Source organism: Nocardioides sp. URHA0032 (genome assembly GCF_000620645.1).
Lineage (GTDB): Bacteria > Actinomycetota > Actinomycetes > Propionibacteriales > Nocardioidaceae > Nocardioides.
The window spans coordinates 429,564-454,241 of record NZ_KK211159.1; the positions used below are offsets into that span (position 1 = coordinate 429,564).

Annotated in this window: 20 protein-coding genes and 1 pseudogene; 9 read left to right on the forward strand and 12 right to left on the reverse strand. The window is 73.4% G+C overall.

Annotation, left to right across the window (positions count from 1 at the left end):
* The gene (locus N538_RS0115755; protein WP_155992144.1) at positions 1-1,206 is read left to right on the forward strand and encodes a hypothetical protein; all 1,206 of its coding nucleotides are present in this window, start codon (positions 1-3) and stop codon (positions 1,204-1,206) included.
* Between the two features lie 15 nt (positions 1,207-1,221).
* Here the strand turns inward: N538_RS0115755 and N538_RS0115760 are convergent, their stop codons facing one another.
* Together N538_RS0115760 and N538_RS0115765 are read right to left on the reverse strand one after the other, a co-directional pair.
* Entirely contained in the window at positions 1,222-1,869 is a 648-nt protein-coding gene (locus N538_RS0115760) for a sensor histidine kinase (protein ID WP_081790519.1), read from the reverse strand.
* Positions 1,866-2,519: an HD domain-containing protein gene (locus N538_RS0115765; RefSeq protein WP_028638080.1), complete on the reverse strand. Its 654-nt coding sequence runs from the start codon at positions 2,517-2,519 to the stop codon at positions 1,866-1,868. The genes N538_RS0115760 and N538_RS0115765 overlap by 4 nt, the downstream gene beginning before the upstream one ends.
* A 143-nt stretch (positions 2,520-2,662) precedes the next feature.
* Between N538_RS0115765 and N538_RS0115770 the strand changes: the two genes are divergently transcribed.
* From N538_RS0115770 to N538_RS29725, 3 genes are all read left to right on the forward strand, one after another.
* A complete protein-coding gene (locus N538_RS0115770) occupies positions 2,663-5,428 on the forward strand; it encodes a helix-turn-helix transcriptional regulator (protein ID WP_081790520.1) in 2,766 nt (921 codons plus the stop codon).
* Positions 5,429-5,552: 124 nt separating this feature from the next.
* Entirely contained in the window at positions 5,553-6,035 is a 483-nt protein-coding gene (locus N538_RS25805) for a DUF4345 family protein (RefSeq protein WP_051549346.1), read from the forward strand.
* Positions 6,032-6,457 (forward strand): alcohol dehydrogenase catalytic domain-containing protein, encoded by a 426-nt coding sequence (locus tag N538_RS29725; protein WP_442937175.1) that lies wholly within the window; start codon positions 6,032-6,034, stop codon positions 6,455-6,457. The genes N538_RS25805 and N538_RS29725 overlap by 4 nt, the downstream gene beginning before the upstream one ends.
* Before the next feature lie 845 nt (positions 6,458-7,302).
* Here the strand turns inward: N538_RS29725 and N538_RS29730 are convergent.
* The 3 genes and pseudogenes from N538_RS29730 to N538_RS0115790 all read right to left on the reverse strand — a co-directional run.
* Positions 7,303-7,758: pseudogene (locus tag N538_RS29730) on the reverse strand (AAA family ATPase); the annotation flags it as partial.
* Positions 7,759-7,827: 69 nt separating this feature from the next.
* Positions 7,828-8,850 (reverse strand): cytochrome d ubiquinol oxidase subunit II, encoded by a 1,023-nt coding sequence (locus N538_RS0115785; RefSeq protein WP_028638083.1) that lies wholly within the window; start codon positions 8,848-8,850, stop codon positions 7,828-7,830.
* Positions 8,847-10,220, reverse strand: a complete 1,374-nt coding sequence (locus N538_RS0115790) for a cytochrome ubiquinol oxidase subunit I (RefSeq protein ID WP_197025362.1) — start codon at positions 10,218-10,220, stop codon at positions 8,847-8,849. Before N538_RS0115790 ends, N538_RS0115785 begins: the two co-directional genes overlap by 4 nt.
* A gap of 69 nt (positions 10,221-10,289) precedes the next feature.
* On the opposite strand from N538_RS0115790, the gene ligD reads away from it, so the two are divergent.
* The gene (gene ligD, locus N538_RS0115795; protein ID WP_028638085.1) at positions 10,290-11,846 is read left to right on the forward strand and encodes a non-homologous end-joining DNA ligase LigD; all 1,557 of its coding nucleotides are present in this window, start codon (positions 10,290-10,292) and stop codon (positions 11,844-11,846) included.
* 10 nt (positions 11,847-11,856) lie between these two features.
* Here ligD and N538_RS0115800 read toward each other — a convergent pair whose 3' ends face one another.
* The 3 genes from N538_RS0115800 to N538_RS0115810 form a co-directional block, all read right to left on the reverse strand.
* A complete protein-coding gene (locus N538_RS0115800; protein WP_028638086.1) occupies positions 11,857-12,690 on the reverse strand; it encodes an SCO6745 family protein in 834 nt (277 codons plus the stop codon).
* Between the two features lie 72 nt (positions 12,691-12,762).
* On the reverse strand, positions 12,763-14,859 hold the full coding sequence (locus tag N538_RS0115805) for a SpoIIE family protein phosphatase (protein ID WP_028638087.1): 2,097 nt from the start codon (positions 14,857-14,859) through the stop codon (positions 12,763-12,765).
* A 50-nt stretch (positions 14,860-14,909) separates the two neighbouring features.
* Positions 14,910-15,599, reverse strand: coding sequence for a L,D-transpeptidase family protein (locus N538_RS0115810; protein WP_028638088.1), 690 nt, complete (start codon positions 15,597-15,599; stop codon positions 14,910-14,912).
* 39 nt (positions 15,600-15,638) lie between these two features.
* On the opposite strand from N538_RS0115810, the gene N538_RS25810 reads away from it, so the two are divergent.
* On the forward strand, positions 15,639-17,126 hold the full coding sequence (locus N538_RS25810; RefSeq protein ID WP_197025363.1) for a sensor histidine kinase: 1,488 nt from the start codon (positions 15,639-15,641) through the stop codon (positions 17,124-17,126).
* On the opposite strand, the gene N538_RS0115820 is transcribed toward N538_RS25810, so the two are convergent.
* Complete coding sequence (locus tag N538_RS0115820) at positions 17,123-19,186, reverse strand: 3-hydroxyacyl-CoA dehydrogenase NAD-binding domain-containing protein (protein ID WP_028638089.1); 2,064 nt, start codon at positions 19,184-19,186, stop codon at positions 17,123-17,125. The genes N538_RS25810 and N538_RS0115820 overlap by 4 nt on opposite strands.
* A 1-nt stretch (position 19,187) precedes the next feature.
* Positions 19,188-20,387 carry a thiolase family protein gene (locus N538_RS0115825; RefSeq protein ID WP_028638090.1) on the reverse strand — a complete coding sequence of 400 codons (1,200 nt, stop codon included), beginning with the start codon at positions 20,385-20,387 and terminating at the stop codon, positions 19,188-19,190.
* Positions 20,388-20,489: 102 nt separating this feature from the next.
* On the opposite strand from N538_RS0115825, the gene N538_RS0115830 reads away from it, so the two are divergent.
* The 3 genes from N538_RS0115830 to N538_RS25815 are packed head-to-tail and all read left to right on the forward strand — an operon-like array spanning position 20,490 to position 23,121.
* A complete protein-coding gene (locus N538_RS0115830) occupies positions 20,490-21,419 on the forward strand; it encodes a proteasome assembly chaperone family protein (protein WP_028638091.1) in 930 nt (309 codons plus the stop codon).
* Positions 21,419-22,249: an acyl-CoA thioesterase gene (locus N538_RS0115835; protein WP_028638092.1), complete on the forward strand. Its 831-nt coding sequence runs from the start codon at positions 21,419-21,421 to the stop codon at positions 22,247-22,249. The genes N538_RS0115830 and N538_RS0115835 overlap by 1 nt, the downstream gene beginning before the upstream one ends.
* Positions 22,246-23,121, forward strand: coding sequence for an acyl-CoA thioesterase (locus N538_RS25815; RefSeq protein ID WP_036570752.1), 876 nt, complete (start codon positions 22,246-22,248; stop codon positions 23,119-23,121). The genes N538_RS0115835 and N538_RS25815 overlap by 4 nt, the downstream gene beginning before the upstream one ends.
* On the opposite strand, the gene N538_RS0115845 is transcribed toward N538_RS25815, so the two are convergent.
* Positions 23,118-23,465: a hypothetical protein gene (locus N538_RS0115845; RefSeq protein WP_028638093.1), complete on the reverse strand. Its 348-nt coding sequence runs from the start codon at positions 23,463-23,465 to the stop codon at positions 23,118-23,120. The genes N538_RS25815 and N538_RS0115845 overlap by 4 nt on opposite strands.
* A gap of 37 nt (positions 23,466-23,502) precedes the next feature.
* Positions 23,503-24,591, reverse strand: coding sequence for a hypothetical protein (locus N538_RS27550; protein ID WP_051549348.1), 1,089 nt, complete (start codon positions 24,589-24,591; stop codon positions 23,503-23,505).
* Between the last annotated feature and the right edge of the window lie 87 nt (positions 24,592-24,678).

A 24,678-nucleotide genomic window follows, 5' to 3' on the forward strand; every position in this document is an offset into this window, starting at 1 on the left:
GTGCGTCCGCACACGGAGGCGCCATGGGTGCGACACCTGATGACGGCGTCGGGGTGTGCCGGCCTCGGGGTGGCGGTGCACCTCGCGGGGCCCTTCCTCCCCGTCCTGCTGACGACCGCCGGGCTCGGTGCGGGGCTGATCGGGGCGTCCTTCCTGCTGGCGTGGGCGGCGGACGCCGGGGAGGCGGTCTTCTCCGGCGGACTCGTCCTCGCCGCGGTGGCGCTCGTCGGCGTCCTGCCCGAGCTCACCATCGAGGTGCACTTCGCCTTCATCCAGCGGGCGGACCTCGTCACCGCGAACCTGACCGGCGCGACCCGGCTCCTGCTCACCGGCGCCATCGCACTTCCGCTCCTCGTCGCGTTCAACGCCCAGCGCCGGGGCCACACTCCACCGCCGGCCGTCCGGGTGGCGGGACATCGACGTCTGGAGCTGGGGATCCTGCTCGTCACCGCGGTCTTCGCGGTCCAGATCATCGTCCGGGGCAGCCTGTCCGTGCTCGACGGCGTCGTCCTCCTCGGTCTGTACGTGTGGTACGCCCGCCGCGTCCAGGGCTCTCCCGACGAGGAGCCGGCCGTCGCCGGGGTGCCGGCGGGCCTGCTGTCGCTCCCGCCGTCCTACCGGCGTCCTGCGGTCGCCGCGCTGATCATCGGGGCGGCCCTCGTCGTCGTCACGATCGCGAGCCCGTTCACCCATGCGCTGCTCCTGACCGGCTCGTCGATCGGTGTCGACCCCTACGTGATGATCCAGCTCGTGGTGCCGGTCGCCACCGAGGCGCCCGAGGTGATCGTCGTCGCGGTCCTGGTGGCCAACCGGCGGCCCGCGCAGGGTCTCGCGCTCTTCCTGGCGTCGTCGGTGAGTCAGTGGACGCTGGGCCTCGGCTCGCTGCCGATCGCGTACCTGGCGGGAGGAGGCGGGTTCTCGCTGCCCCTGGCCGGGCGCGAGCAGCTCGAGCTGGCGCTCACCGGCGCGGTGACGCTCTTCGTCGTCGCGGCGCTCGCGACGTTGCGGCCGGCGCGTGTCGACGCGCTCCTCGCCGCGGGCGTCTACGCCGCGGAGGTGGTGTGGCCGACCACTCCGGTCCGGTTCGCCGGGACCTTCGTGCTGGCCGTCTTCGCGCTGAACCTGCTCCTGGCGCGTCGCCGCCGGCTGCGTGGGCTCCTGCGGGCCGCGTTCGGCAGGGCGCACGCCGCCCCGCCGGCCGGCTGAGGGGCCGCGTCGCTCTCAGGCGGCGAACGGCAGGGTCGCGCGGATCGTGGTCCCCTCACCGGGACGGCTCGACACCGCGATGCTCCCGCCGAGGATCTCGACGCGGTCCCTCAGCCCGATGAGCCCGGAGCCTCGCGTCGGGTCGGCTCCGCCGACGCCGTCGTCGCGGACGGCGACCACGACGGCCCGGTCCCGGACCTCCGCCTCCACCCGCACCAGCGATGCTCCGGAGTGCTTCGCCGCGTTGGTGAGCGCCTCGGAGACGAGGTAGTAGGCCCCGACCTCCACGGGTTCGGGCGCCCGTTGTTCCAGGTGCGCGTTCACCTCCACCGGCAACGGGGACCACCGGGCGAGCGCCTTCAGCGCGGGCTCCAGGCCACCCTCGGAGAGGACGGCGGGATGGAGCCCGCGGGTGAGCCTGCGGAGCTCCTCGAGGATCTCGACCAGGTCGGCGCTGATCCGGCCCAACCGCGAGCGCAGCTCGGTCAGCTCGGGCGGGGTGACCTCCACCGCCCCGTGGACCTCGAGGCCGAGCGAGACCAGTCGTTGCTGCGCGCCGTCGTGCAGGTCCCGCTCGATCCGCTTCCGGACGGCGACCTCGTCGACGGGGGCGGCGCTGGCTTCCACATCACGTCGTCCGATGGTCCCGAGCTGAACGGTCATTCCGGCCACCCGCTGTTCAGGATGACCTCCACGAAGTCCTCCCGCGCGAACGTCGGGTCGTAGTGCTCGAGGACGTCCGCGTTCGGCGTCCCGAAGGTGCTGGCCGGCCGCTGGCGCATGCCGGCGGTGAACGCCGCCAGGATGCGCCGCTTGAAGTCCGGCCGGGGATGCACGGCGACGACCGCCTCCCGGGCCTCGGCAGCGAGGAGCTCGAGACCGATCCCGAGCACGTCGGTCTCCACGCCGGCGGTGACCAGGGCGACCTCGGGTTCGAGGAACTCGGGGATGCCGGGGGTGGTGTGGAGGGCGATGCCGAGCCAGACCCTGCGGGCGAGGGCAGCGTCGACGCCGCGCTCGACGAGGAAGTCGCGGGCGGTGTCGGCGCTGTCGACCTCGAACCGCGCCGACGAGGTGCTGCGGTAGGGCTCGGTCAGCCCGACGTCGTGGAACATCGCCCCGGCGTAGAGGAGCTCCAGATCGGGCTCCAGGCCACGCCGGCGGCCGTGCAGCGCACCGAAGAAGTAGACCCGGCGCGAGTGATCGAACAGGAGGTCGTCCTCGACCTCGCGCACGTACTCGGTGATGTCCCGGGTCAGGGGCGTGTCGGGAACCGGGGGGCCGGCGACGCCGTCAGCTGCGTGAGTGACCACGGCGGTACTCCTCTGGGGGTGGTGGTTCGGCAACGATCGCCGCCGGGCACCAGCCGTCGCATCCGCCACTGGCCAGCCTCACGTACGCATCTACGTCAGTCGTCCGATACCGGATCCGTCCGCCGACGGGCAGCGTTCCCCTCATGGGAGATCGTGAGCACCGGAGCCCGCTGACGGGCCGGGACAGTGAGAAGGCCTTCCTGGACCAGCTGGTCGCCGACGTCCGGTCCGGGGCCAGCCGATCACTGGTCGTCCACGGCGAGGCGGGCGTGGGCAAGACCGCCCTGCTGGAGTACGTCGCCGCCCGCGGTGCCGACGGCAGGCTGGTGCGCGCCTCGGGCGTGCAGTCGGAGATGGAGCTCCCCTTCGCGGCCCTGCACCAGCTGTGCGGTTCGATGCTCGGAAACCTCGACCGCCTCTCGGGCCCCCAGCGCGACGCGCTCGCGACCGCGTTCGGACTGGCGGCGGGCCCGCCGCCGGACCGGTTCCTCGTCGGGCTCGCCACGCTCGGCGTGCTCGCGGAGGAGGCGGCCCAGGGCCCGTTGCTCTGCCTCGTCGACGACCACCAGTGGCTCGACCAGGAGTCCCGTCAGGTCCTGGCCTTCGTCGCCCGGCGTCTCGGGGCCGAGTCGATCGGCCTCGTCTTCGCAGCGCGCGTGCTGGACGACGAGCTGTCGGGCCTTCCGCAGCTGCCGGTCGACGGGCTCGAGGAGCCGGATGCGCGCGCACTCCTGGACTCGGTGCTGACCGGCTCGCTGGACGAACGGGTGCGCAACCAGATCGTGACCGAGACCCGCGGCAACCCCCTCGCCCTGCTGGAGCTGCCGCGGGGCCGCACGGCCGACGACCTGGCGGGCGGGTTCGCGATCCCCCACGGCAGCGGGATCGCAAGGACGGTCGAGAACGACTTCCGCCGTCGGATCAGGGCGCTGCCGGACGACACCCGCCGACTCCTCGTGCTCGCGTCGGCGGACCCGACCGGGGACTCCGGGCTCGTGTGGCGGGGAGCCCGGCACCTGGGCATCAGGGGAGACGCCGCGTCGGCTGCTGCCGACCACGGGCTGGCCGAGTTCGACAGCCGGGTCAGGTTCCGTCACCCGCTGGCGCGGTCGGTGAGCTACTGGTCGGCACCGGCTGCGGAGCGCCAGACCGCGCACCGCGCGCTGGCGGAGGAGACGGACCGGGCCGCGGACCCGGACCGCTACAGCTGGCACCTCGCGCACGCCACGCCGGGCCCCGACGAGGAGGTCGCCGACGAGCTGGAGCGATCCGCTGCGCGGGCCGGGGCCCGGGGCGGCCTGGCCGCGGCGGCGGCGTTCCTCCAGCGATCAGTGGCTCTGACGATCGATCCGAGGAAGCGCGCCCAGCGGGCGCTGACCGCGGCCGTGGCCCAGTTCCAGGCCGGCGCGTTCGCGGCCACCACCGAGCTGCTCGACCTGGCGGAGGCAGGCCCCCTCGAGGAGCCCGAGAAGGCCCAGATCAGCCTGATCCGCGCCCAGCTGGCCTTCGTCCTCCACCGCGGTGGGGAGGCGCCGGCACTCCTGCTCGCCGCAGCCGTGGAGCTCGAGGCCATCGACCCCGGGTCCGCACGGGTGGTGTACCTCGGTGCCCTGAACGCGGCGACCTTCGCCGGCCGGGCAGCGACCGCGCGCGGAACCGTCCGGGAGGTGGCCCGGACGGCGGGCGTCGCAGCGCGGTCGGGGGACCCGACCGAGCCGACCGACTGGCTGCTCCTGGCACTCACGGCGAACTTCAACGAGGGGTACGCCGAGGGCGTCCCGCACTTCCGCCAGGCGCTGGCGTCGTTCGGTTCCGACACGATGACGCCGGACCAGGAGCTGCGGCTGCTGTGGCCGATCAGCTCCGCGGCCCTGCACCTGTGGGAGGACGACCAGTGGTTGACGCTGTCCCGCCGCTACGTGGACCTCGCGCACGCCACGGGCGCCCTGAGCGAGCTGCCCCTGGCACTCAGCACCCGCGCGATGGTGCTGCTGTTCGCGGGCGACCTGACCACCGCGGCTGCGCTGGTCGAGGAGCAGGAGACCGTCACCAGCGCCACCGGGAGCCAGCTCGCGCCGTACAGCGCGATGTGCCTCGCCGCGATGCGCGGCCAGGACGAGACGGCGGAGCGGCTGGTCGAGCTGACCGGCCGCGATGCGGTCGCCAAGGGCGAGGGCATCAGCATCGCCGTGGGGGAGTGGACGCGAGCGGTGCTGTACAACGGCCAGGGCCGGTACGCCGAGGCGGCCGCGGCGGCCCGGGAGGCGCTGTACCACCAGGAGTACCCGGAGCTGCGCTACCCGGGCATCGCCAACTGGGCGGCGGCCGAGCTCATCGAGGCCGCGTGCCGCTGCGGCGACGATGCCCAGGCCGCGGAGGCGGTGGAGTGGCTCACCGAGATGACCTCAGCCAGTGGCACGCCGTGGGCACTCGGCGTGCAGGCGCGGTCGCGTGCGCTCGTGAGCAGCGGGAAGGCGGCGGACGCCGCCTTCCTGGAGGCGATCTCCTGGCTCGAGCACACCCAGGTGCGGGCCGAGCTCGCGCGGACCCACCTCGTGTACGGCGAGTGGCTCCGCCGTGGGCGCCGCCGCACGGAGGCGCGGGAGCACCTGCGGACTGCGCACGAGGCCTTGGACGCCATGGGCATGGAGTCGTTCGCAGCCCGAGCCCGGCGTGAGCTCCTGGCCACCGGCGAGACAGCACGCCGGCGCTCCGCGCCCGCCACCCAGGAGCTGACGCCCCAGGAGGTCCTGATCGCCCAGCTCGCGCGCGAGGGCCTCTCGAACCCGGAGATCGGGAGCCGCCTGTTCATCAGTGCCCGGACGGTCCAGTACCACCTGCGGAAGGTCTTCGCGAAGGTCGGCATCACCTCCCGCAGCCAGCTCGACCGCGTCGAGCTCACGAGCTGAACCCCCGGTCCTCCGTCGCCGGACGAGATGGCTGTCCGGTGGCGGATGCGAAGCAACAGGCGTCCGGGACAGCGTGGTTCCCCGAACCGGTGGGAGCCGGACAGAGGAAGGAAGGAGTCGTCGCATGCGTGACCACGTGGAGGGCTCGAACACGATGAGACCGGACCGGACCCTCGCCGCAGGGCCGGACCCCGCTCGCCTGTGGGTCGCCCGGATCGCCCTGCTGGCGCTGGCCGCAGCCGGTCTCTACCAGGGACTGTGGGCGCAGCTCGCGCCGCAGTCCTTCTTCCAGGACTTCCCGAACGGGATGGGCTGGGTCGCGACCGAGGGACCGTACAACGAGCACCTCGTCCGGGACATCGGAGGGCTCGTCAACGGCATGGCCGTGGTGGCGCTGGTGGCCGCGTGGCGGCCGTCCCGTCCGTTGTTCCTGGCCGCCGGCCTCGGGTGGCTGGTGTACAGCGTCCCGCACTTCGTCTTCCATCTCAGCCACCCGCTCGACGACTCCTCGATGCAGGCACTCAACGTCGTCGTCCTGGTGACGGAGATCCTGCTCCCGCTGCTCGGCCTCCTCGGCGCGACCGCCTCGGCACGGGAGACGAGATGACCACGATGACCGCGGTCCGGGCGCACCGTCGCGGCGGACCGGAGCAGCTGGTCCTCGAGGAGGCCCCGCGGCCGGAGCCCGCAGCCGGTGAGGTCCTGGTCGCCGTGCATGCCGCGTCGATCACGCCGGACGAGCTGACCTGGGACGCCACCTGGACGGACGCGATGCTCCCGGGTGGGCGGGACCGGACCCCGATCATCCCGTCGCACGAGTTCTCGGGCGCGGTGGTGAAGCTGGGTGCGGGCGTCCGTGCGCCGCTGCTGGCCGAAGCCGTCTACGGCCTGATCCCGTTCGTCCGGGACGGCGCCGCCGCGGAGTACGTCAGCGTCCCGGCGGAGGTGCTCGCGACCAGGCCGGCCAGTGTCGACGACGAGCAGGCCCGGCGCGCCGCACTCGACCGGTCGGTCTGGGCCAGGGCGTAGGCGGCGGACTGCGCGGCGCGCGCCTGGACGGACACGTCCTCGGCCTCCAGCTCGAGCCGGCCACCGGCCTCGACCACCCAGTCGAAGCTGCCGGCGTTCACGCTGATCTGCAGGGCCCAGAGCAGCCGCTCCTCGCGGTCGGACCGGTCGGGGCTCAGCTCGGAGGCTCGCGCCATCAGCCGCCCCGCCTCGGCGCTCGCTCCTCGACGGGTCGCCAGCGACGAGGCGGTGACGAGCGCCCGGGCCACGTCCTCGTCCGGCACCACCGTTGCCTCGGCGCGGTGCCAGGCAGCACGCTCGACGTCGTCCTCGTAGGCGGCGGCCAGCGCGGCGTGGGCCGCCATCCGGTCGGTCGTGGTCGCGAGACCGCCCACCGCGGCGGCCACGAGCGGATGCCGGAAGGTCACGACGTGGTCGACCACGGTGACGAGACCGGCCGCCTCGGCCGGCGCCAGCGCCGCGACGAGCTCGGCGGGGTCCGTGGTCCGGCCCAGGACCGCGAGATCGCCGACACCGGTCGCCGCCAGGAGGAGCGCCGACCGGGTGGCGGCCGGCAGCTCGGCCACCTGTTCTCTGAACGCCGTCTCGACGCTCGACGGGGCCGTCTCGCCGGCGCCGTCGGAGGCGGCTCGACCGAGCTCGAGCAGCGCGAGCGGGTTCCCGGCGGCTCGCTCGATCACCCACGCCGGCGGGCTGGCGAAGCCGGCCCGCCGGAGCAGTACCCGCGCGTCGCGGTCGGTCAACCCGGGCAGCGCCAGGTGCGTGTGGTGCCGCAGCGGTGCGGGCGGGACGTCCGCGCGGGTCGCGGCGAGGACGGAGATGTCCGACCCCGCCAGCCGGTTCGCGACGAAGCCGAGCACCGACAGCGTGCTGTCGTCACACCACTGCAGGTCGTCGGCGACGAGGACGACGGGCCGCGACTCACTGACCTGCTCGAGCCAGGCGAGGACGTCGAGCCGGAGCCGCAGGGGGTCCACGACCGTGGCCCGGTCCGGGTCAGGCACGACGTGGTCGAGGACCTCCTCGGCGTCGGGCGCGCTGGCGAGCAGGTCGACGAGGACGCCGAACGCCAGGTCGCGGTCGCTCTCGTACCCGGTCATGCGCAGCACGAGCCAGCCGTCGGCCGCCAGGGCACGCGCGGCCACCGTCAGCACCGAGGTCTTCCCCGAGCCCGGCAGGCCCGTGAGCACGACCGTCCGGTCGCCGGCGGCGAGCAGGTCACGCACGGCGACCAGGACCGGGTCCCTCCCCACGAGGCCGTCGAGCTCGCCAGCCCAGAATCCGCTCCCGTACGGGCTCACCCATGCACCATAGGTCGCGAAGCTCGCTTCGTGGAGGGTCGGCGTCGACGGACGCGACGTGCGGCTCGCCTACCGGCCGGCGCCGTGGTCGGTGATCTCGGCTGTCGCCGGCCACTGGGTGGAACGGAACAGCCACACCAGGGGCGGGAGCACGACGACGACGGCGAGACCGACCGCGACCAGCAGGCCGACGAGCGTCGCGCGTGCGCCCGCTCCCTGCTCGATGGTGACCTCGTCGACCAGCAGCCACGGGTACTGCCCGAGGCCCCAGCCCAGCAGCACGGACCCGACCGCGAGCACGGCGGCGACCCGGGCGGCGGCGTACCGGTGCCGGACGAGCAGCACGAGCGTGGCGACACCGGCCAGCCCGGACAGCGCGACGAGCGGAGCGGCGCGGCCGGTGAGGCCGTCGGCCAGGGTCGGCGCGTCGTGGAGGATCGGGACCAGGGCCGCGAAGACCAGCGCACCCGTGGCCACGCCGACGCCCACGGTCCGCCGGCGGAGCGTCCGTGCCAGCGCGACGCGTCCGGCCCGGGCGGCGTCCGCCGTCAGGAAGACGCCCGCGAGGAAGGCGCAGGTCCCGACCGCGATCGCACCGCCGAAGAGCGACGTCGCGTTCAGCCAGGAGTGCCAGCGGTCGCCGTACCCCTCGGCGGGCACCCGGCCGGAGGCGATCGCACCGGCGATGGTCCCGAGGAAGAACGGCGCGAGCAGGGACGAGGCGGCGAAGACAGCGCCGAAGACCCGCGCCTGGCCGAGGGTGCCGGAGTACTTGCGGAACGCGAACGCCGCCCCCCGCAGCACGATGCCGAGCAGCGCGAGCAGGAACGGTACGAAGAGCGTCGTGGTTGCTGCGGCGAACGTCTCCGGGAAGCCGGTCCACCAGGTCACGAGCACGTAGACCAGCCACACGTGGTTGGCCTCCCAGACCGGCCCGATGCTCTCGTCCACCTGGGTCCGGACCGCGGCGCCGCGGGCGCTGCCCCCGGCGGTGAGGTCGAACCAGCCGGTGCCGAAGTCGGCGCCGCCGAACAGCCCGTACGCCAGCACCCCGGCGAAGAGCGCCGCGGCCACGAGCTCGGGGAGGCTCACCGTGGAACCTCCTCCGGTCCGTACGGACTCGGCAGGTGCTCCTCGCCGGCCCGCCAGCGCCGCGCCATCGAACGCAGCACGACGTACGCCGCGACGGTCATGCCGAGGTACAGCAGGCAGGCACCCGCGAAGCTCCACCAGATGCCGGGGTTGTCGGTCGCCGCGTCAGGGGTGCGCAGCACGTGCCACACGGTCCACGGCTGCCGCCCGACCTCGGTGGCGACCCACCCGCTCTCCAGGGCCAGGACTGCCAAGGGCCCGGCCAGCACGGCTCCCAGCAGCACCGGTCGGTGGGCGAGCGGGTCCCGGCCCCGCCAGCGGGCGATCCAGAAGACGACCACGGCGACCGCGAGCAGCGTGCCGATCCCGACCATGGTCTGGAAGGCCACGTGGGTGACGTTCACCGGCGGCCAGTCCTCCCGCGGCACCGTGTCGAGCCCGGCGACCGGCTTGCGGAAGGAGCCGCGCGCGATGAACGACCCCCAGCGGGGGATCGCCAGGTAGAAGCGCGGGTCGCCGTCGACGAGCAGCCCGCCCATGCGCAGCGGTGCGGGCTGCTCGGTGGTGGTGGCCAGCTCGAACGCCGCGAGCTTCGCCGGCTGCGTCTCCCCGAGCCGCATCCCGAGCACGTGGCCGATCACCGGCTGCACGACCGCGGCCACCGAGGCGAACCCGAAGGGCACCGTGAAGCCGAGCCGGTGGTGGTCGTCGCGGCGGCCACGGAGCATGCCGGCGGCGTAGACGGCGGCGACGACGAAGCCGACCACCATGAACGCTCCCACCCACATGTGGGCGAAGCTCAGGACGGTGCCGCTGCTGAACAGGACCGCCCACGGGTCGACGTCCGTGACCTGGCCGTCGACGACCCGGAACCCGGTGGGCATGTTCATCCAGGCGTTCACCGAGATCACGCAGTAGCTGCCGACGATCCCGGCGACCGCCATCGGGAGCAGCAGCAGGAGGTGCCGTCGCGGCGGCATCCGGTCCCAGCCGTAGAGGTAGAGACCGAGGAAGATCGCCTCGACGAAGAACGACAACCCCTCGAACGCGAACGGAAGGCCGAGCACGTCGCCGTACGGCCCCATCAGCCCGGGCCAGAGCAGCCCCATCTCGAAGCTGAGCACGGTGCCGGACACCGCCCCGATCGCGAACAGCACCGCGGCGACCTTCGACCATCGCCGTGCCAGCCGCAGGGCGACGGCGTCGTCGCGGACCACGCCGCGCCGGTGGACGACGAAGATCATCGTGGGGAACGCGACACCGAAGCAGGCCAGCACGATGTGCCAGCCCAGCGAGACGGCCATCTGCTCGCGCGCCGGTAGCAGGCCGGCGGGGTCGGCGGTGAGCGCACCGAGCAACAGGTCCGGCATGCGCGGCCGGTACCCGACTCACGTCCTCCCACGCGCGTGCTCGCGCGCCGCTGCGGGCACCGTCACGTCATGGCTGACCAGCTCGACGCCTACCGCCACAAGCGGGACTTCGCACGTACCCCCGAGCCCGCGGGAGAGGTCGCGGCCGACGGTGCGGGACGGAGGTTCGTCGTCCAGCGACACCGGGCGAGCCGCCTGCACTACGACCTGCGGTTCGAGATCGACGGCGTCCTGGTCAGCTGGGCGGTCCCGAAGGGACCGACGCTCGACCCCGCGGCCCGCCGCTTGGCGGTGCACGTCGAGGACCACCCGGTGGAGTACCTCCACTTCGAGGGCGTGATCCCGTCGGGGGAGTACGGCGGGGGCGACGTGATCGTGTGGGACACCGGCACCTGGGAACCCGTGCACACCGCGGACCCGGGCGCCGCCGTGCGGTCCGGCGAGCTGCACGCGGAGGTGCACGGCGAGAAGCTGCACGGCCGCCTGGTCCTGGTCCGCCGCGGCGAGGGTGAGGAGTGGATGCTCCTGCACAAGCACGACGCGCACGCCGTCGACGGCTGGGATCCGGAGGACCACCCCCGCTCGGTGCTCAGCGGTCGCACCAACGAGGAGGTCGAGGCGGATCCGGACCGGCTCTGGCGGTCCGACGCTCCGGCCGCGGAGGCGAGCGTGTCGCTGCTCCCCGAGCCGCTGCCGGACGCCGCCATCGACGCCCTCGGGGCGCTTGGACACCAGGGCACGTGGGAGGTCTTCGGCCGCCGGGTGAAGGTCACCAACCTCGACAAGGTGCTGTTCGGGGGAGACCCGCCGATCACCAAGCGGGAGCTGCTCGCCTACACCGCACGGATCGCGCCGTACGCGCTGCCGTACCTGGAGGGGCGCCCGCTGAACATGCACCGCTACCCCGACGGCGCCGACGGCAAGGGGTTCTGGCACAAGCAGCGCCCGGAGCACGCTCCTGAGTGGCTGAGGTGCTGGGAGAACCCCGATGCGGACGAGGGCGAGACGACGGCGTACGTCGTGCCGGACGAGCCGGCCGCACTCGTCTGGGTCGCCAACTTCGGGGCGCTCGAGTGGCACCCGTGGACCTCGCGCGCCGAGGCCCCGCACGAGCCGACGTACGCCCTCGTCGACCTGGACCCGGGGGAGCGGACCAGCTGGGACGAGCTGCTGGTGCTGGCGCGGCTGCACCGCACGGCGCTGGAGCACCTCGGTGTGGCGGCGCGACCGAAGGTCACCGGGCGGCGCGGGATCCAGGTGTGGATCCCGCTCGTCGCGGGCTACACGTTCGACGACACCCGGGCCTGGGTCGAGAAGCTGTCGCGGACGGTCGGGAAGGTCGTCCCCGAGCTGGTGAGCTGGAAGTGGGAGGTCAAGGCGCGCCGGGGCCTGGCGCGGCTCGACTACACGCAGAACGCGATCAACAAGACGCTGGTGGCGCCGTACTCGCCGCGGCCGGCAGCCGGCGCCCCGGTCTCGGTGCCGATCGGGTGGGACGAGCTCGACGACCCGGACCTCCGGCCCGACCGGTGGACCATCCGGACGGTCCTGGACCGGCTCGCCGATCGCGGCGACCCGTTCCGGGCGCTGCTCGGCGCCGCCCAGGAACTGCCCGAGATCAACTGAGCAGTGCTCCCTACCGCGACCCGGTCGCCCGGAGCCTGGTGGAGATCGGCTCGAGCGCGATGACCAGCTCGCCGAGCTCGCCCTCGTCGAGCCCGGCGTACGGCGGCTCCGCCAGCGCGTCGGTCAGGGCCTCGATCCGCTCCTTGGTCGCACGCCCGGCTCCGGTGAGGTGGCCGGAGGCATCGACGAGGCCGCGGTCGCGCAGCCCGCCCATGACCGTGGCCAGCCTGGCTCGGGGGAGGTGGTGGATGCGGCCGAACGACTCCGCCGGGTGGATGCCCATCTCGAGGGCGCTGAGCACGTGGGCCTCGGTACCGCCGATCCGCTCCGACACCAGGGCCACGATGTGGCCGTCCCCGCGGTGTTCGCGCAGCATGTTGGCGGCGTGCCACAGCCGGGCCACGGGCTCCTCGGGCACCGGCAGCGCGCGCAGGCCGGCGTACATCACGCGTCCCTCGGTCGGCGCGCTCGTCGAGGCCCGGGCGAGGAGGTCGCCGGCCCGGGCGAACCCGGCGGTCTCCACGAGGTCGCCCAGGATTCGGCGCAGTGCCGTCACGCAGCCCTGCTCGCGCGCGGCGTGCGCTGCCGCCGGCGTGGTCGTGTCCCAGACCCGGGGGATGTGGCGGGCCGCCTCGCCGTCGGCGAAGTTGTAGAAGGCCGCATGGACCACCTCGGCGGGGACCAGTCCGAGCGGCGCCGCGCGACCGGCGAAGTAGCCGTCCCAGTAGTTGTCGAAGCCGAGCGCCGCCATCGAGTCGTTCGGCTCCTCGGAGAAGAAGTTGACCAGCGAGATCGGCTCGGTGAGGTCGTACAGCCGCCTGGCAACGGGCTCTCGGTGCTGCATCCTCGTCGTCTCCTGTGCTCGTGGTGGCCGTCTGTCACGAGTACCACGAACAGGTCGAACCCGATACGACAGCTACCCGCGTCGTACGGCGAGGGCCGCCACGTCGTCGTCGCGGGTCGGGTCGCGCACCTCGTCGACCACGGCCTCCAGCCAGGTGTCGAGGGCGGGGGCGTCGATCCGCCGGCACGCGTCGACCAGGCGGTCCATGCCGGCGTCGGTGTCCTCACCGCGCCGTTCGACGAGCCCGTCGGTGAACAGCAGGGCGACGTCGCCCGGGTCGAACGGGACGGTCACGACGTTGCGGGCACCGCCGCCGGCGCCGAGGAGCATGGTCTCCGCATGGGTGACCACCTCGATCGAGCCGCCGGGGCGCAGCAGCAGCGGGGCGGGGTGCCCCGCACTGATCAGCTCCAGGGTGCCGGCGGCCGGGTCGGCGAGGGCGTAGGCGATCGTGACGAGGTGCTCGAGGTCGAGCCGGTCGAAGACCAGGTCGAGGCCGGTCAGCACCGACTCCGGCGCCGGGTCGAGCGCGATGAGGGTGCGGATCGCCGACCGCATCTGCGCCATCACCGAGGCGGCCTGCACGCCCCGGCCCATCACGTCGCCGACGAACGCCGCGATCCGGCCGCCGCCGAGGTCGACCACGTCGTAGAAGTCACCGCCGGCGTCGGTGCGCCCGGAGGGCTGGTAGACGACCGCGGTCTCCCAGCCGGCCAGCCGCGGCAGCCGTTCGGGCAGCACGGCGTGCTGGAGTCGCAGCGCGACGTCGCGGACCTCGGAGTGCAGCTGGGCGTTGTCGATCGCGATCGCCGCCCGCCTCGCCAGGTCCTCGGCGAACGCCAGGTCGTCGGCGTCGAAGCGCCGGCTGCCCTCGCCGGCGACCCAGGTGACCACGCCGAGCGCGCGGTCCCCGGCGATGAGCGGGCAGGACATCATGCTGCGCGGCGCGACGTCCCGCAGCAGCCGGAGGTGCTCGTCGTCGACCGCCCGAGCCTCGAGCATCTCGTCGGTGATGTCGGGCACCAGCACCGACTGGCCGGTGCGCAGCACCTCGCCGGGGCTGGCGTACGCGTCCGGCTCGGGCGGGTAGTCGGTCTGCAGCCGGTCGACCAGGTCGCCCTGCCCGGTGTCGGCGTGCGCGAACGCGATCGTGCGCAGCCGGCCGTCCTCCGCCACCACCACCGCGCACCAGTCCGCGAACCAGGGCACCGCGGCCTCGGCCACGGCGGCGAGGGTCGTCTCGTAGTCGAGGTCGCCCGAGAGCCGGACCGTGGCCTCGGCGAGGAACGCCAGCTTCGTCTCGCGGTCGTGGGCGGCTGCCTGCGCCTGGATCCGGTCGATCGCGTGGGCGCACATCTCGGAGAGCAGCGTGAGGAACGCGAGCTCCGGGGCGTCGAACCGACGCCGGCCCGGGAACGACATGGTCACCGCGCCGAGCTCTCGGTCGCCGACCACGAGCGGCAGGCACACCATCGACCGCTCCCCGGTGGCCGCGCGCTCGAGGTCCGGGTAGCGCGCGGCGATCTCGTCGCGCCCGTGCAGCACGAGGACCCGGCGGTTGCGGAGGCACTCGGCGGCCGGCGTCCGGCTGGCACGGGGGAACGACGTCCAGCGGTCGGCCACCCCCGGCGTACCGCCCTTGATCGCGACCAGGGTCAGCGTCTCGTCGTCGACGACCAGGGAGATCGAGCCGACCGTCGCGCCGGCGGCGTCGGTCATCTCGTCGGTGACGACGCGCGCGACGTCCTGAAGGGTGCGGGCGGCGAGCAGGTCGGTGCTGACGTTCGCGAGCCGGTTCAGTCGTCGGGTCAGGATGCGCGCGTGCTGGGTGTCCTCCGCGAGCAGCAGCACGCCGGTCACCCGCTTCCCGTCGTACACGGGCGACCACGACGTCGCGAGTTCGCGGACGTGCTGCCCGGAGCACCGGGCGGAGAGCTCGCCGCTCCACGTGGCACCCATGAGCACCCGTGCCGAGATCTCCTCGGCCGCGCCGACCTCGGCCTCCTCGAACAGCCGCTCCCGCAGCATCGACCCGACCAGGTCGTCGGGCCCCGAGCCGAACAGGGCGGTCGCGGCGCGGTTGGCGTAGACGATCCGCCCGGTGTCGTCGGCCGCCAGGGCGGCGACCATCAGGTCATCGAGCAGCTCCGCGGACGGTTGCCACGCCATGGGCCGATGCTCCCATGCAGCGGGGTACCGCGGAGCGGTTCCGCACAGGATCAGACCACGCGGACCGGGGTCCGTCGCGTGGTGAAGTCCCAGACCCGCTTCGACAGCTCCCGACTCAGCCGGATGCAGCCGTGCGACGACGCCAGATTCGTGCCGAGGAGCCAGTCGGCGTGGATCTGCCTGCCGGTGGCCTTGGACCGGGGGATCCGGTGGAAGCCGATCCCGCACGGCGCGAACCGCACGAAGTCGTCCAGCCAGACGTCGCCGCCGGTCGACTGGTTGAGCTTGATCCGCGCAGCCCGGCCGCAGTAGGAGCCGACGCCGTACGAGCCCCGGTGCAGCACGGAAGGGTTGTCGACCATCGGACCCTGGTCCGCCACGCCGCCCTTCGGGCCGACCAGCCAGACCCAGTTCTGGTGCTGCGAGACCACGATCCGCCGTCCGGACCCGGAGTGACCGGGGACCGGGCGCACGTCGCACCGCGGCGCGTCCTCGTCGGCCAGGCGCTGCCGGGTCCGGGCGTCCAGGTGGCCGCTCTGCCGCACGCCCTCGCGGGACTGGAACCGGATCACCGCCGACCGGGTCCACTGCCCGACCTCGCCGTCCGCCGGGCCGGCGTGGCAGCCCAGGTGGTTGAGCCGCTGCTGCGCCGTCACGACCCAGTCCGGCGCCGCGGACGCCGGCGACGGCGCGGTGGAGGCGAGCAGGAGGGCGGCCAGGAAGGCGATGGCGCGGTGCACGACCTCATGGTGCCAACTTCCTCTACGGTGTGCACACCAGTGCTCGGGACGGAGGCGCCGATGGAGGGTGCGGGCGAGAACGCCGACCTGTGGCGGCTCATGCTCCAGCACTCGCCGATCGGCATGGCCGTCGTCGACCTGGGCGGCCGCCTGGTGATGGTGAACCGGGCGCTGGCGGAGATGCTCGGGTACGACGAGGCCGGGCTCTCCCGGCAGGGCTTCCAGGAGCTCACCCACGCCGACGACCTGGACGCGGACCTCGCGCTCTTCCACCAGGCGCTGGCCGGGGAGATCGACTCCTACCGGATCCGCAAGCGCTACCTGCACTCCGCGGGACACGTGGTCTGGGGGGACCTGTCGGTCGCCCTGGTGCGGACCGCGGACGGCGAGCCCCTGCACTTCATCTCCCAGATCCTCGACGTCACCGCGCAGCAGGAGTACGAGGAGCGTCTCGAGGCGGCCCGCGCGGAGCTCGAGGCGATCTTCGAGACGGTGAACGTGGGACTCCTGCTGATCGGACCGGACGGCACCTACCGGCGGATGAACAAGCGGCACGCGCAGAGCATCCACGTCCCGTTCCCCGACGGCCACGACGGGGCGGCGGGTCAGCTCGGCCACGTGTACCACCTCGACGGCAAGACGCTGATGACGCGCGAGGAGATGCCGTCGTACCGCGCCACGCAGGGCGAGGAGTTCGACGACTACACGTACTGGGTGGGCGCTGACCCGGCGACCCGGCAGGCGTACTCGACCTCGGCCCGGCAGATGTGGGGTCCGGACGGCGAGCGGCTGGGCGCGGCGCTGGCGTACCAGCAGATCACCGAGCTGGTGCGCGCCATCCAGGTCAAGGACGAGTTCGTCGCGTCCGTCTCCCACGAGCTGCGGACGCCACTGACGTCGGTGCTCGGGCACCTGGAGCTGCTCGGGGAGCACCCCGAGCTCACCGAGCAGGTCGCGGCCCGGCTCCGCGTCGTGCAGCGCAACGCGCTCCGTCTCCAGGGGCTGTTGTCCGACCTGCTCCTCATCGGCCAGGTCGCCGACGGCACGCTGGAGCTCCAGCCCGCGCCGCTCGACCTGACCGCCGTGGTGACCGAGGCCGTCGAGGCCGCTCGCGTCTCCGCGGACCGCGGCGGCGTGGCGGTCCGCGTCGACATGCCCGAGCGGGTGCCCGTGGTGGCCGACGGGCAGCGGCTGCGGCAGGTCGTCGACAACCTGCTGTCGAACGCCGTCAAGTACAGCCGCGCCGGTGGCTCGGTCGAGGTGACCGTGCGGCAGGCGGGGGAGGGCGTCGAGCTCGACGTCACCGACACCGGCATCGGCATCGCCGAGGACGAGGTCGACCAGGTGTTCGGCCGCTTCTTCCGCGGCGGCGAGGCCGTCGCGCGACACCTGCCGGGCACCGGCCTCGGGCTGAGCATCGTCGCCTCGATCGTGGGCGCGCACGGGGGCTCGGTCGAGGTCGAGAGCGAGCTCGGCAGGGGCACGACGTTCCGCGTGACCCTGCCGGGCCCACCCGCGTCGACCTAGTGGAAGCTGCCGAGGCCCTCGCGCTCGAGCAGCATGGTCAGGCCGCCGTTCCAGAACGAGAAGCCGGCCCCGGTGATCATCGCCAGGTCCAGGTCCTCGGCCGCCGCGACGACACCCTCGTCGAGCATCCGGCGGGCCTCGTCGGCGAGGCCGGTGAGGACGCGGGTGCGCACCTCCGCCTGCCCGAGCACCATCGGGTCGGCGGGAGTCTCCAGCAGCGCCTCGACCTCGGGGTCGAGGGCGCCGTCCGGGCCGTAGTACGACGACTTCCGCGCCGCCACCACGCGCTCGAGGGCGGGCGAGACGTAGAAGCGGTCCGGGAACGCTGCGTGCAGCGTCTCCACGTTGTGGAGCGCGATCGCCGGGCCCACGAGCGCGAGCAGCTGATGAGGCGGCATCGGCGCGACGCCCGCGAAGGCGCCGTCGACGACCGGCACCGGCGTGCCCTCGTCGACGATCCGGCCGACCTCGCTCATGAACCGGCCCAGCAGCCTGTTGACGATGAACGACGGGCTGTCGTTGACCAGGATCGTCGTCTTCTTCAGCGCCTTGCCGGTCGCGAACGCGGTCGCCAGCGTGGCGTCGTCGGTCCGCTCGCCCCTGACGATCTCCAGCAGCGGCATCACCGCGACCGGGTTGAAGAAGTGGAAGCCCACGACCCGCTCGGGGTGCTCGAGGTCCGCCGCCATCTCCGTGATCGAGAGCGACGAGGTGTTGGTCGCGAGGATGCACGCGGGGGAGACGGCCTTCTCGACGTCGGCGAACACCGACTTCTTGACCGACATCTCCTCGAAGACCGCCTCGATGACGAAGTCCGCGTCCCCGAAGACCTCGCCCTTGTCGACGGCGCCGGTCACGAGTGACCTGTGCCGGTTCGCCTTGTCGGCGTTGATCCTGCCCTTGGCGAGCAGCTTGTCGATCTCGGCGTGCACGTAGCCGACGCCCTTGTCGACGCGCTCCTGGTCCAGGTCGGTCAGCACGACCGGCACCTCCAGGCGGCGTACGAACAACAGCGCCAGCTGCGAGGCCATCAGGCCGGCACCGACGATCCCGACCTTGGTGACCGGGCGGGCCAGTGCCCGGTCGGGCGCACCCGCGGGCCGCTTGGCGCGCTTCTGGACGAGGTCGAAGGCGTACAGCGACGCGATCAGCTCCGGCGTGTGCGACATCGCCTCCAGGGCGTCGTCCTCCCGCGCGAAGCCGGCGTCGCGGTCGCCGTCGCGGGCGGCGTCGATCAGCTCGACGGCCTGGAGCGCCGCCGGGCTCGCGCCACCTGTCCGTGACTGCACGAGGCCCCGGGCCCGCTCGATCGCGGCGTCCCACCCGGCGCCGCGATCGATCTCGGCGTGCTGGACGACCAGCTCGCCGCTGAGCACCGCATCGGCCCAGAGCAGCGACTGCTCCAGGAAGTCGGCCCCGGAGAACACGGCGTCGGCGAGACCGGCCTCGTACGCCGCCTCGCCGTTCAGCGTCCTGCCGTTGTTGAGCGGGTTCTCCAGGATCACCGTCACGGCCGCGTCGGCGCCCAGCAGGTTCGGCACCAGGAAGGCGCCGCCCCAGCCCGGGACGAGCCCGAGCATGACCTCGGGCAGCCCCAGCGCGGGCGCGCTGTCCATCACCGTGCGGTAGGTGCAGTGCAGCGCGACCTCGAGGCCGCCGCCCAGCGCGAGGCCGTTGATGAAGCCGAACGACGGCTTGCCACCCTCGCCGAGCTTGCGGAACACGTGGTGACCGAGCTCGGCGACGACGCGCACGCTGTCGGGCCCGCCGCCGGCGACCGAGGTCAGGTCGGCACCGGCCGCCAGGATGAACGGCTTGCCGGTGACCGCGACCGCGACGACCTCGTGGTCCGCGAGCGCGGCGTCGATCGCGTCGTTCAGGGCGAGCAGCGACCGCGGGCCGAACGTGTTCGGCTTCGTGTGGTCCTCGCCGTTGTCCAGCGTGATCAGGCCGAGCACGCCGGAGCGCGGGAGGCGGACCTTGCGCAGGTGCGCCTGCGTCACACGCTCGGCGTCGGAGGAGATCTCCTGGGCGCGGGCGAGCAGCTTCTCGATCGCCATGTCAGGCCACCTCTCCGGTCCAGTGCGGGTTCTCCCAGATCACGGTGCCGCCCATGCCGATGCCGACGCACATGGTGGTCAGGCCGTAGCGCACCTCGGGGCGCTCCTCGAACGCCTTCGCGAGCTGCGTCATCAGCCGGACTCCCGAGGACGCCAGGGGGTGGCCCATCGCGATCGCGCCGCCGTACGGGTTCACCCGGGCGTCGTCGTCGGCGATGCCGAAGTGCTCCAGGAACGCCAGCACCTGCACGGCGAACGCCTCGTTGACCTCGAAGGCGCCGATGTCGTCGATCCTCAGGCCGGCGTGCTCGAGGGCCTTCTCGGTGGCCGGGATCGGGCCGGCGCCCATCACCTCGGGCTCGACGCCCACGAAGCCGTACGACACGAGCCGCATCTTGACCGGCAGGCCGAGCTCACGCGCGGTCTCCTCGTCGGCGAGCAGCGCCGCGGTCGCGCCGTCGTTGATGCCGGCGGCGTTGCCGGCGGTCACCTTGCCGTGCGGCCGGAACGGCGTCTTCAGGGTCGCGAGCGACTCCATGGTCGTGTCCGGGCGCATCGGCTCGTCGCTGACCGCCAGGCCCCAGCCGAGCTCCTCGGAGCGGGTCGCCACCGGCACCAGGTCGGGCTGGAGCTTGCCGGCGTCGTACGCCGCGGCGGTCCTCTGCTGGGACCGCACGGCGTAGGCGTCCACGCGCTCCCGGGTGATCGTCGGGTAGCGGTCGTGCAGGTTCTCGGCGGTCCTGCCCATCACGAGCGCGTCCGGGTCGACGAGCCGCTCGGACATGATCCGCGGGTTCGGGTCGACGCCCTCACCCATCGGGTGCCGGCCCATGTGCTCGACGCCGCCGGCGATCGCGACGTCGTACGCGCCGAAGGCGATGCCGGACGCGGTGGTCGTGACTGCGGTCATCGCGCCGGCGCACATCCGGTCGATCGCGTAGCCCGGGACGCTCTGCGGCAGCCCGGACAGCAGCGCGGCGGTGCGGCCGATGGTCAGGCCCTGGTCGCCGATCTGGGTGGTGGCGGCGACCGCGACCTCGTCGACGCGCTCCGGCGGCAGCGACGGGTTGCGCCGCAGCAGCTCACGGATGCACTTGATGACGAGGTCGTCGGCACGGGTCTCGGCGTACTGGCCCTTGGCCTTGCCGAACGGCGTGCGCACGCCGTCGACGAAGACGACCTCTCGCAGCTGACGGGACACTCTGGTCTCCTTGGGGTCGGGATCGCGGTCAGGTTACCCTGCGGTAACTACACGATCACCCGGTGCCCGTGTGACGTCGCCCTCGCCACTACGCTGTCCCGCATGCCCGACCGCCTGGTCCACATCGTCGACCACGTCCCCGAGCTCGACGACCTCTCGTCCCTGACGATGGTGCTCGTGCTCGACGGCTTCCTCGACGCGGGCAACGCCGCGAGCCGGGCCGCGCAGCACCTCGTCGACCTCTCCGACGGCCGGGTGGTGGCGACCTTCGACGTGGACGAGCTGCACGACTACCGGGCCCGCCGACCGCCGATGTCCTTCGTGCGCGACCACTACGCGTCGTACGACGCGCCACGGCTGGTCGTGCGGCTGCTCGACGACGCCGGCGGTACGCCGTACCTGCTGCTGCAGGGGCCGGAGCCGGACACCCGGTGGGAGGCGTTCTGCCTGGCGGTGCGGGAGGTGGTGGAGCGCTTCGGCGTCACCCGCGTGGTCGGGATGGGGTCGGTCCCGATGGCGGTGCCGCACACCCGCCCGATCGCGATCACCCACCACGCCAACAACCCGGGCCTGCTCACCGGCGAGAGCCCGTGGCGCGGGGAGCTGCGGATCCCCAGCAGCGCGCAGTCCCTCCTCGAGGTCCGGCTGGGGGAGTGGGGCCACGACGCGATGGGCTTCGTCGCGCACGTGCCGCACTACCTCGCGCAGATGGACTACCCGCGCGCGTCCGCCGCGCTGCTGGAGCAGGTCGAGATCGCCGGCCGGCTCACCATCGACCTGTCCGGCCTGCGCGCCGAGGCCGAGGACCGGGAGGCGGAGATCGCCCGTTACCTGTCCGCGAACGAGGAGGTGGGCGAGATCGTCGAGGCGCTGGAGCGGCAGTACGACGCGTTCGAGCGCGCGGAGGAGAGCGGGTCCGGCCTGCTCGCCCAGGAGCAGCGGTTGCCGACCGGCGAGGAGCTCGGCAAGGAGTTCGAGCGGTTCCTCGCCGGCCTCGACGGACCGGACACGGCCGCCGAGGACGAGGACTGATGCCGCGCGACGCCGACGAGCTGCTCGCGCTGCTCGATCTCGAGACGATCGACGACGACCTGTTCCGGGGCGCCCAGATGCCGACCACGCGGCCGATCGTCTTCGGCGGCCAGGTCGCCGCGCAGGCGCTGGTCGCCGCGTCGCGGACCGTCGAGACGCCGTACGCCGTCCACTCCCTGCACTCCTACTTCCTCCAGCCGGGCGACCCCTCGGTGCCGACGATCTACGACGTGGAGAACCTGCGCGACGGCCGGTCGTTCGTGACCCGGCGGGTGATCGCGCAGCAGCACGGCCGGCCGATCTACGCGCAGACCCTGAACTTCCACAAGCCCGAGTCCGGCTACGAGCACGAGGAGCCGATGCCCGCGGTGCCCTCGCCCGAGGAGTCGCGCCCGGTCGGCCGGCGCGCGCACGGCGAGGAGCACGCCGACGAGTGGGACGTCGCCGAGATCCGGCGGATCGACGAGCTGGAGGACGACCCCACGCGGCCGGCCCGGCAGCGGGTCTGGCTGCGGGTCTCCTCGGAGCTCCCGGAGGACCCGTTCTGGCACGCGGCGGCCTTCACCTACCTCTCCGACATGACGCTGACCGGCGCCGCGCTCTCCGCGCACGGCCTCAGCTTCGGCTCCGGCGAGGTGTTCGTGGCGTCGCTCGACCACACGATCTGGTTCCACCGGCCGTTCCGCGCCGACGACTGGTGGCTCTACGACCAGACGTCGCCCGCGGCCTCCAACGGCCGGGGCCTGGTGCTCGCCAACGTGTTCAGCCGTGGGGGCCGGCTCGTCGCCTCGGTCGCACAGGAAGCCGTGATCCGGAAGGTGCGCTCGTGAACCCCACCGAGGAGCTCGTCCGCCTGCTCGACCTGGAGGAGCTCGACACCGACCTGTTCCGCGGTCACCAACCGGAGACGCAACGGGCCCGCGTGTACGGGGGCCAGGTCGCCGCGCAGGCATTGGTCGCCGCCGTACGCACCGTGCCGCCCGAGTTCAGCGTCCACTCGCTGCACTCCTACTTCCTGCTCGGCGGCGACTACGGCGTCCCGATCGTCTACGACGTCGAGCGGCCGCGCGACGGCCGGTCGTTCGTCACCCGGCGCGTGGTCGCGCGGCAGCACGGCCGGCCGATCTACTACCAGTCGCTGAACTTCCAGCGCCCTGAGGAGGGCTGGGAGCACCAGGACGCGATGCCGCCGGTGGGCGCGCCCGAGACCGGCCTCGACCTGGTGGAGGTGATGCGCCAGGGCGGGAACGCCGAGGCGGACGCGCTCGGCAAGGAGTGGGGCTCGCTGGACGTGCGCTGGCTCGGCAACACCCGCTACGGGCTGGAGCCGGACGGCGGTCACGTCTCTCAGGCACGGATGTGGATCCGGCTGCGCGAGGGCCTCCCGGACGACCCGTCGGTGCACACGGCGGCGTTCACCTACGCCAGCGACGTCAGCCTGCTCGGCTCCACCCTCGCCGCCCACGGTGGCAACCCGGCGAGGACGCAGATGGCCTCGCTGGACCACACGATCTGGTTCCACCAGCCGTTCCGCGCCGACGAGTGGTGGCTCTACGACCAGTGGTCGCCGTCCGCCCAGGGCGCACGGGGGCTGGCGTTCGGCAAGGTCTTCACCCAGGACGGCTCGCTCGTGGCGACCGTCGCCCAGGAGGGGCTGATCCGCCCGCGCCACGACGGGTACGAGGGGCCGGGTCAGGCCTAGCCGGCTCCCGCGATGCCGGCCAGGATCGTCAGGCCCGCGACGCCCAGCCCGAGGAGACCGACGACGATGGTCGCGCCGCCGAGGTGACGGGCGGTGCCGAGGGGTGCGGCGAGCGCGCGACGGGCCAGCACGAGGGCGCCCGCGGCCAGCACCGCCTGGGCGATGCCGCTCAGGATCACGGTGTCGCTGAGCGCGCTGGAGCCGTTCCGGTTGAGCCACGCCTGCACGGCCAGCAGCCAGGTGCCGTTGCTCAGCATGCTGAGGCCCGCGATCACCAGGCCGGCGATGCCGGCCGCGGTGGGCGTGAGCCAGTCGCTCTGGGACGGCTGCTGCGGTTCGGACATGTCTTCTCCCCGTGATCGACGCCCTGGGCCGGTGAGGCTACTCGACGTGACGCCAGAGGCACGCGCCGTCGGGGCAGGCCGCGACCAGCCACAGCGAGTCCGTGGTCTGCGCGACGGAGATGACCGCGGCGGACGGCAGGCCGAGTCGCGTCCAGCGCCCCGACTCCTCGACCAGGACCTGGCCGCCGCCGGCCGGATCGCTCACGGCGACGGCGAAGCGTCCGGCCGCGTGGCTCGTGGCGACCCGCACCGGTGCCGGCCCGGCAGGCACGGCCGGAGGACCGGCCACGGTGACACCACCGCTCGCCGAGAGTCGCCAGGCGGCGAGGTGGTCTCCGGCGTACCCGCCGATGAGGCAGCCGCCCTCCGGGTCGCACGCGACGGAGCCGGCCTCGGCCGGGTCGTCCCCGTCGGCGGGCAGCAGGGTCCTGGTCCAGGGGCCGTCATCCGTCGGTGAGGTCCAGATCGCCGGCCTGGTGCGCACGCCGTCGCGGAAGGTCGTGACCGAGCCGGCGATCACGACGCCACGGCCGCGGACCGAGGCGCCGTGCGCGGCCGGCTGGGCGCCGTCGCTCGCGGCCAGCGGGCCTGACGATGGCCGGCGTAGCCAGGTCCGGTCGCCGTACTCCCAGATCGCGACGTCCAGCCCCGAGCCCTCGTCGCTGACGCGCGAGCCGACGAGCAGCGGCGGCCCGCCGGCGGGCGTGACGATGCCGACGATGCCCCCGGAGCTGGGGCCGCCGAACGTCTCGAAGTCCTGCACGTCCTCGCGCAGCCCGTCGGGCGCCGACCCCGACCAGGCCGTCCACCGGGTCATGCCGTGGGCGCCGCCCGACCGTCCGCCGATGGCGAAGAGCCGCTCGTCGGCTGCCGCGATGCCGTGCCAGACGACCCGGCGGCCGTAGTAGCTGGCCGGCGACACCGGCAGCTCGTGCACGTCGCCGCCGTCGACGTCGAGCAGGCGCGGCCCCGGGCGACCGCTGACGTGACCGTCGCTCGCGACCAGCACGGTGTCGCCGGGCCCGGCCGCCAGGAGGGCCGGCCGGAACCCACGCGGCAGCCGGACCTCCGTCCAGGCGGTCGCCGGAGCGGGGGAGTCGGCGGCCGTGCAGGCGGTCGCGAGCACCAGCCCGGCGAGCGCGAGCGGCGCGCGCCCGAGGAGCCGTCTCCTGCTCGTGGGCCACCCCCGTCGTACGTCGATGCGTCCGTCCGG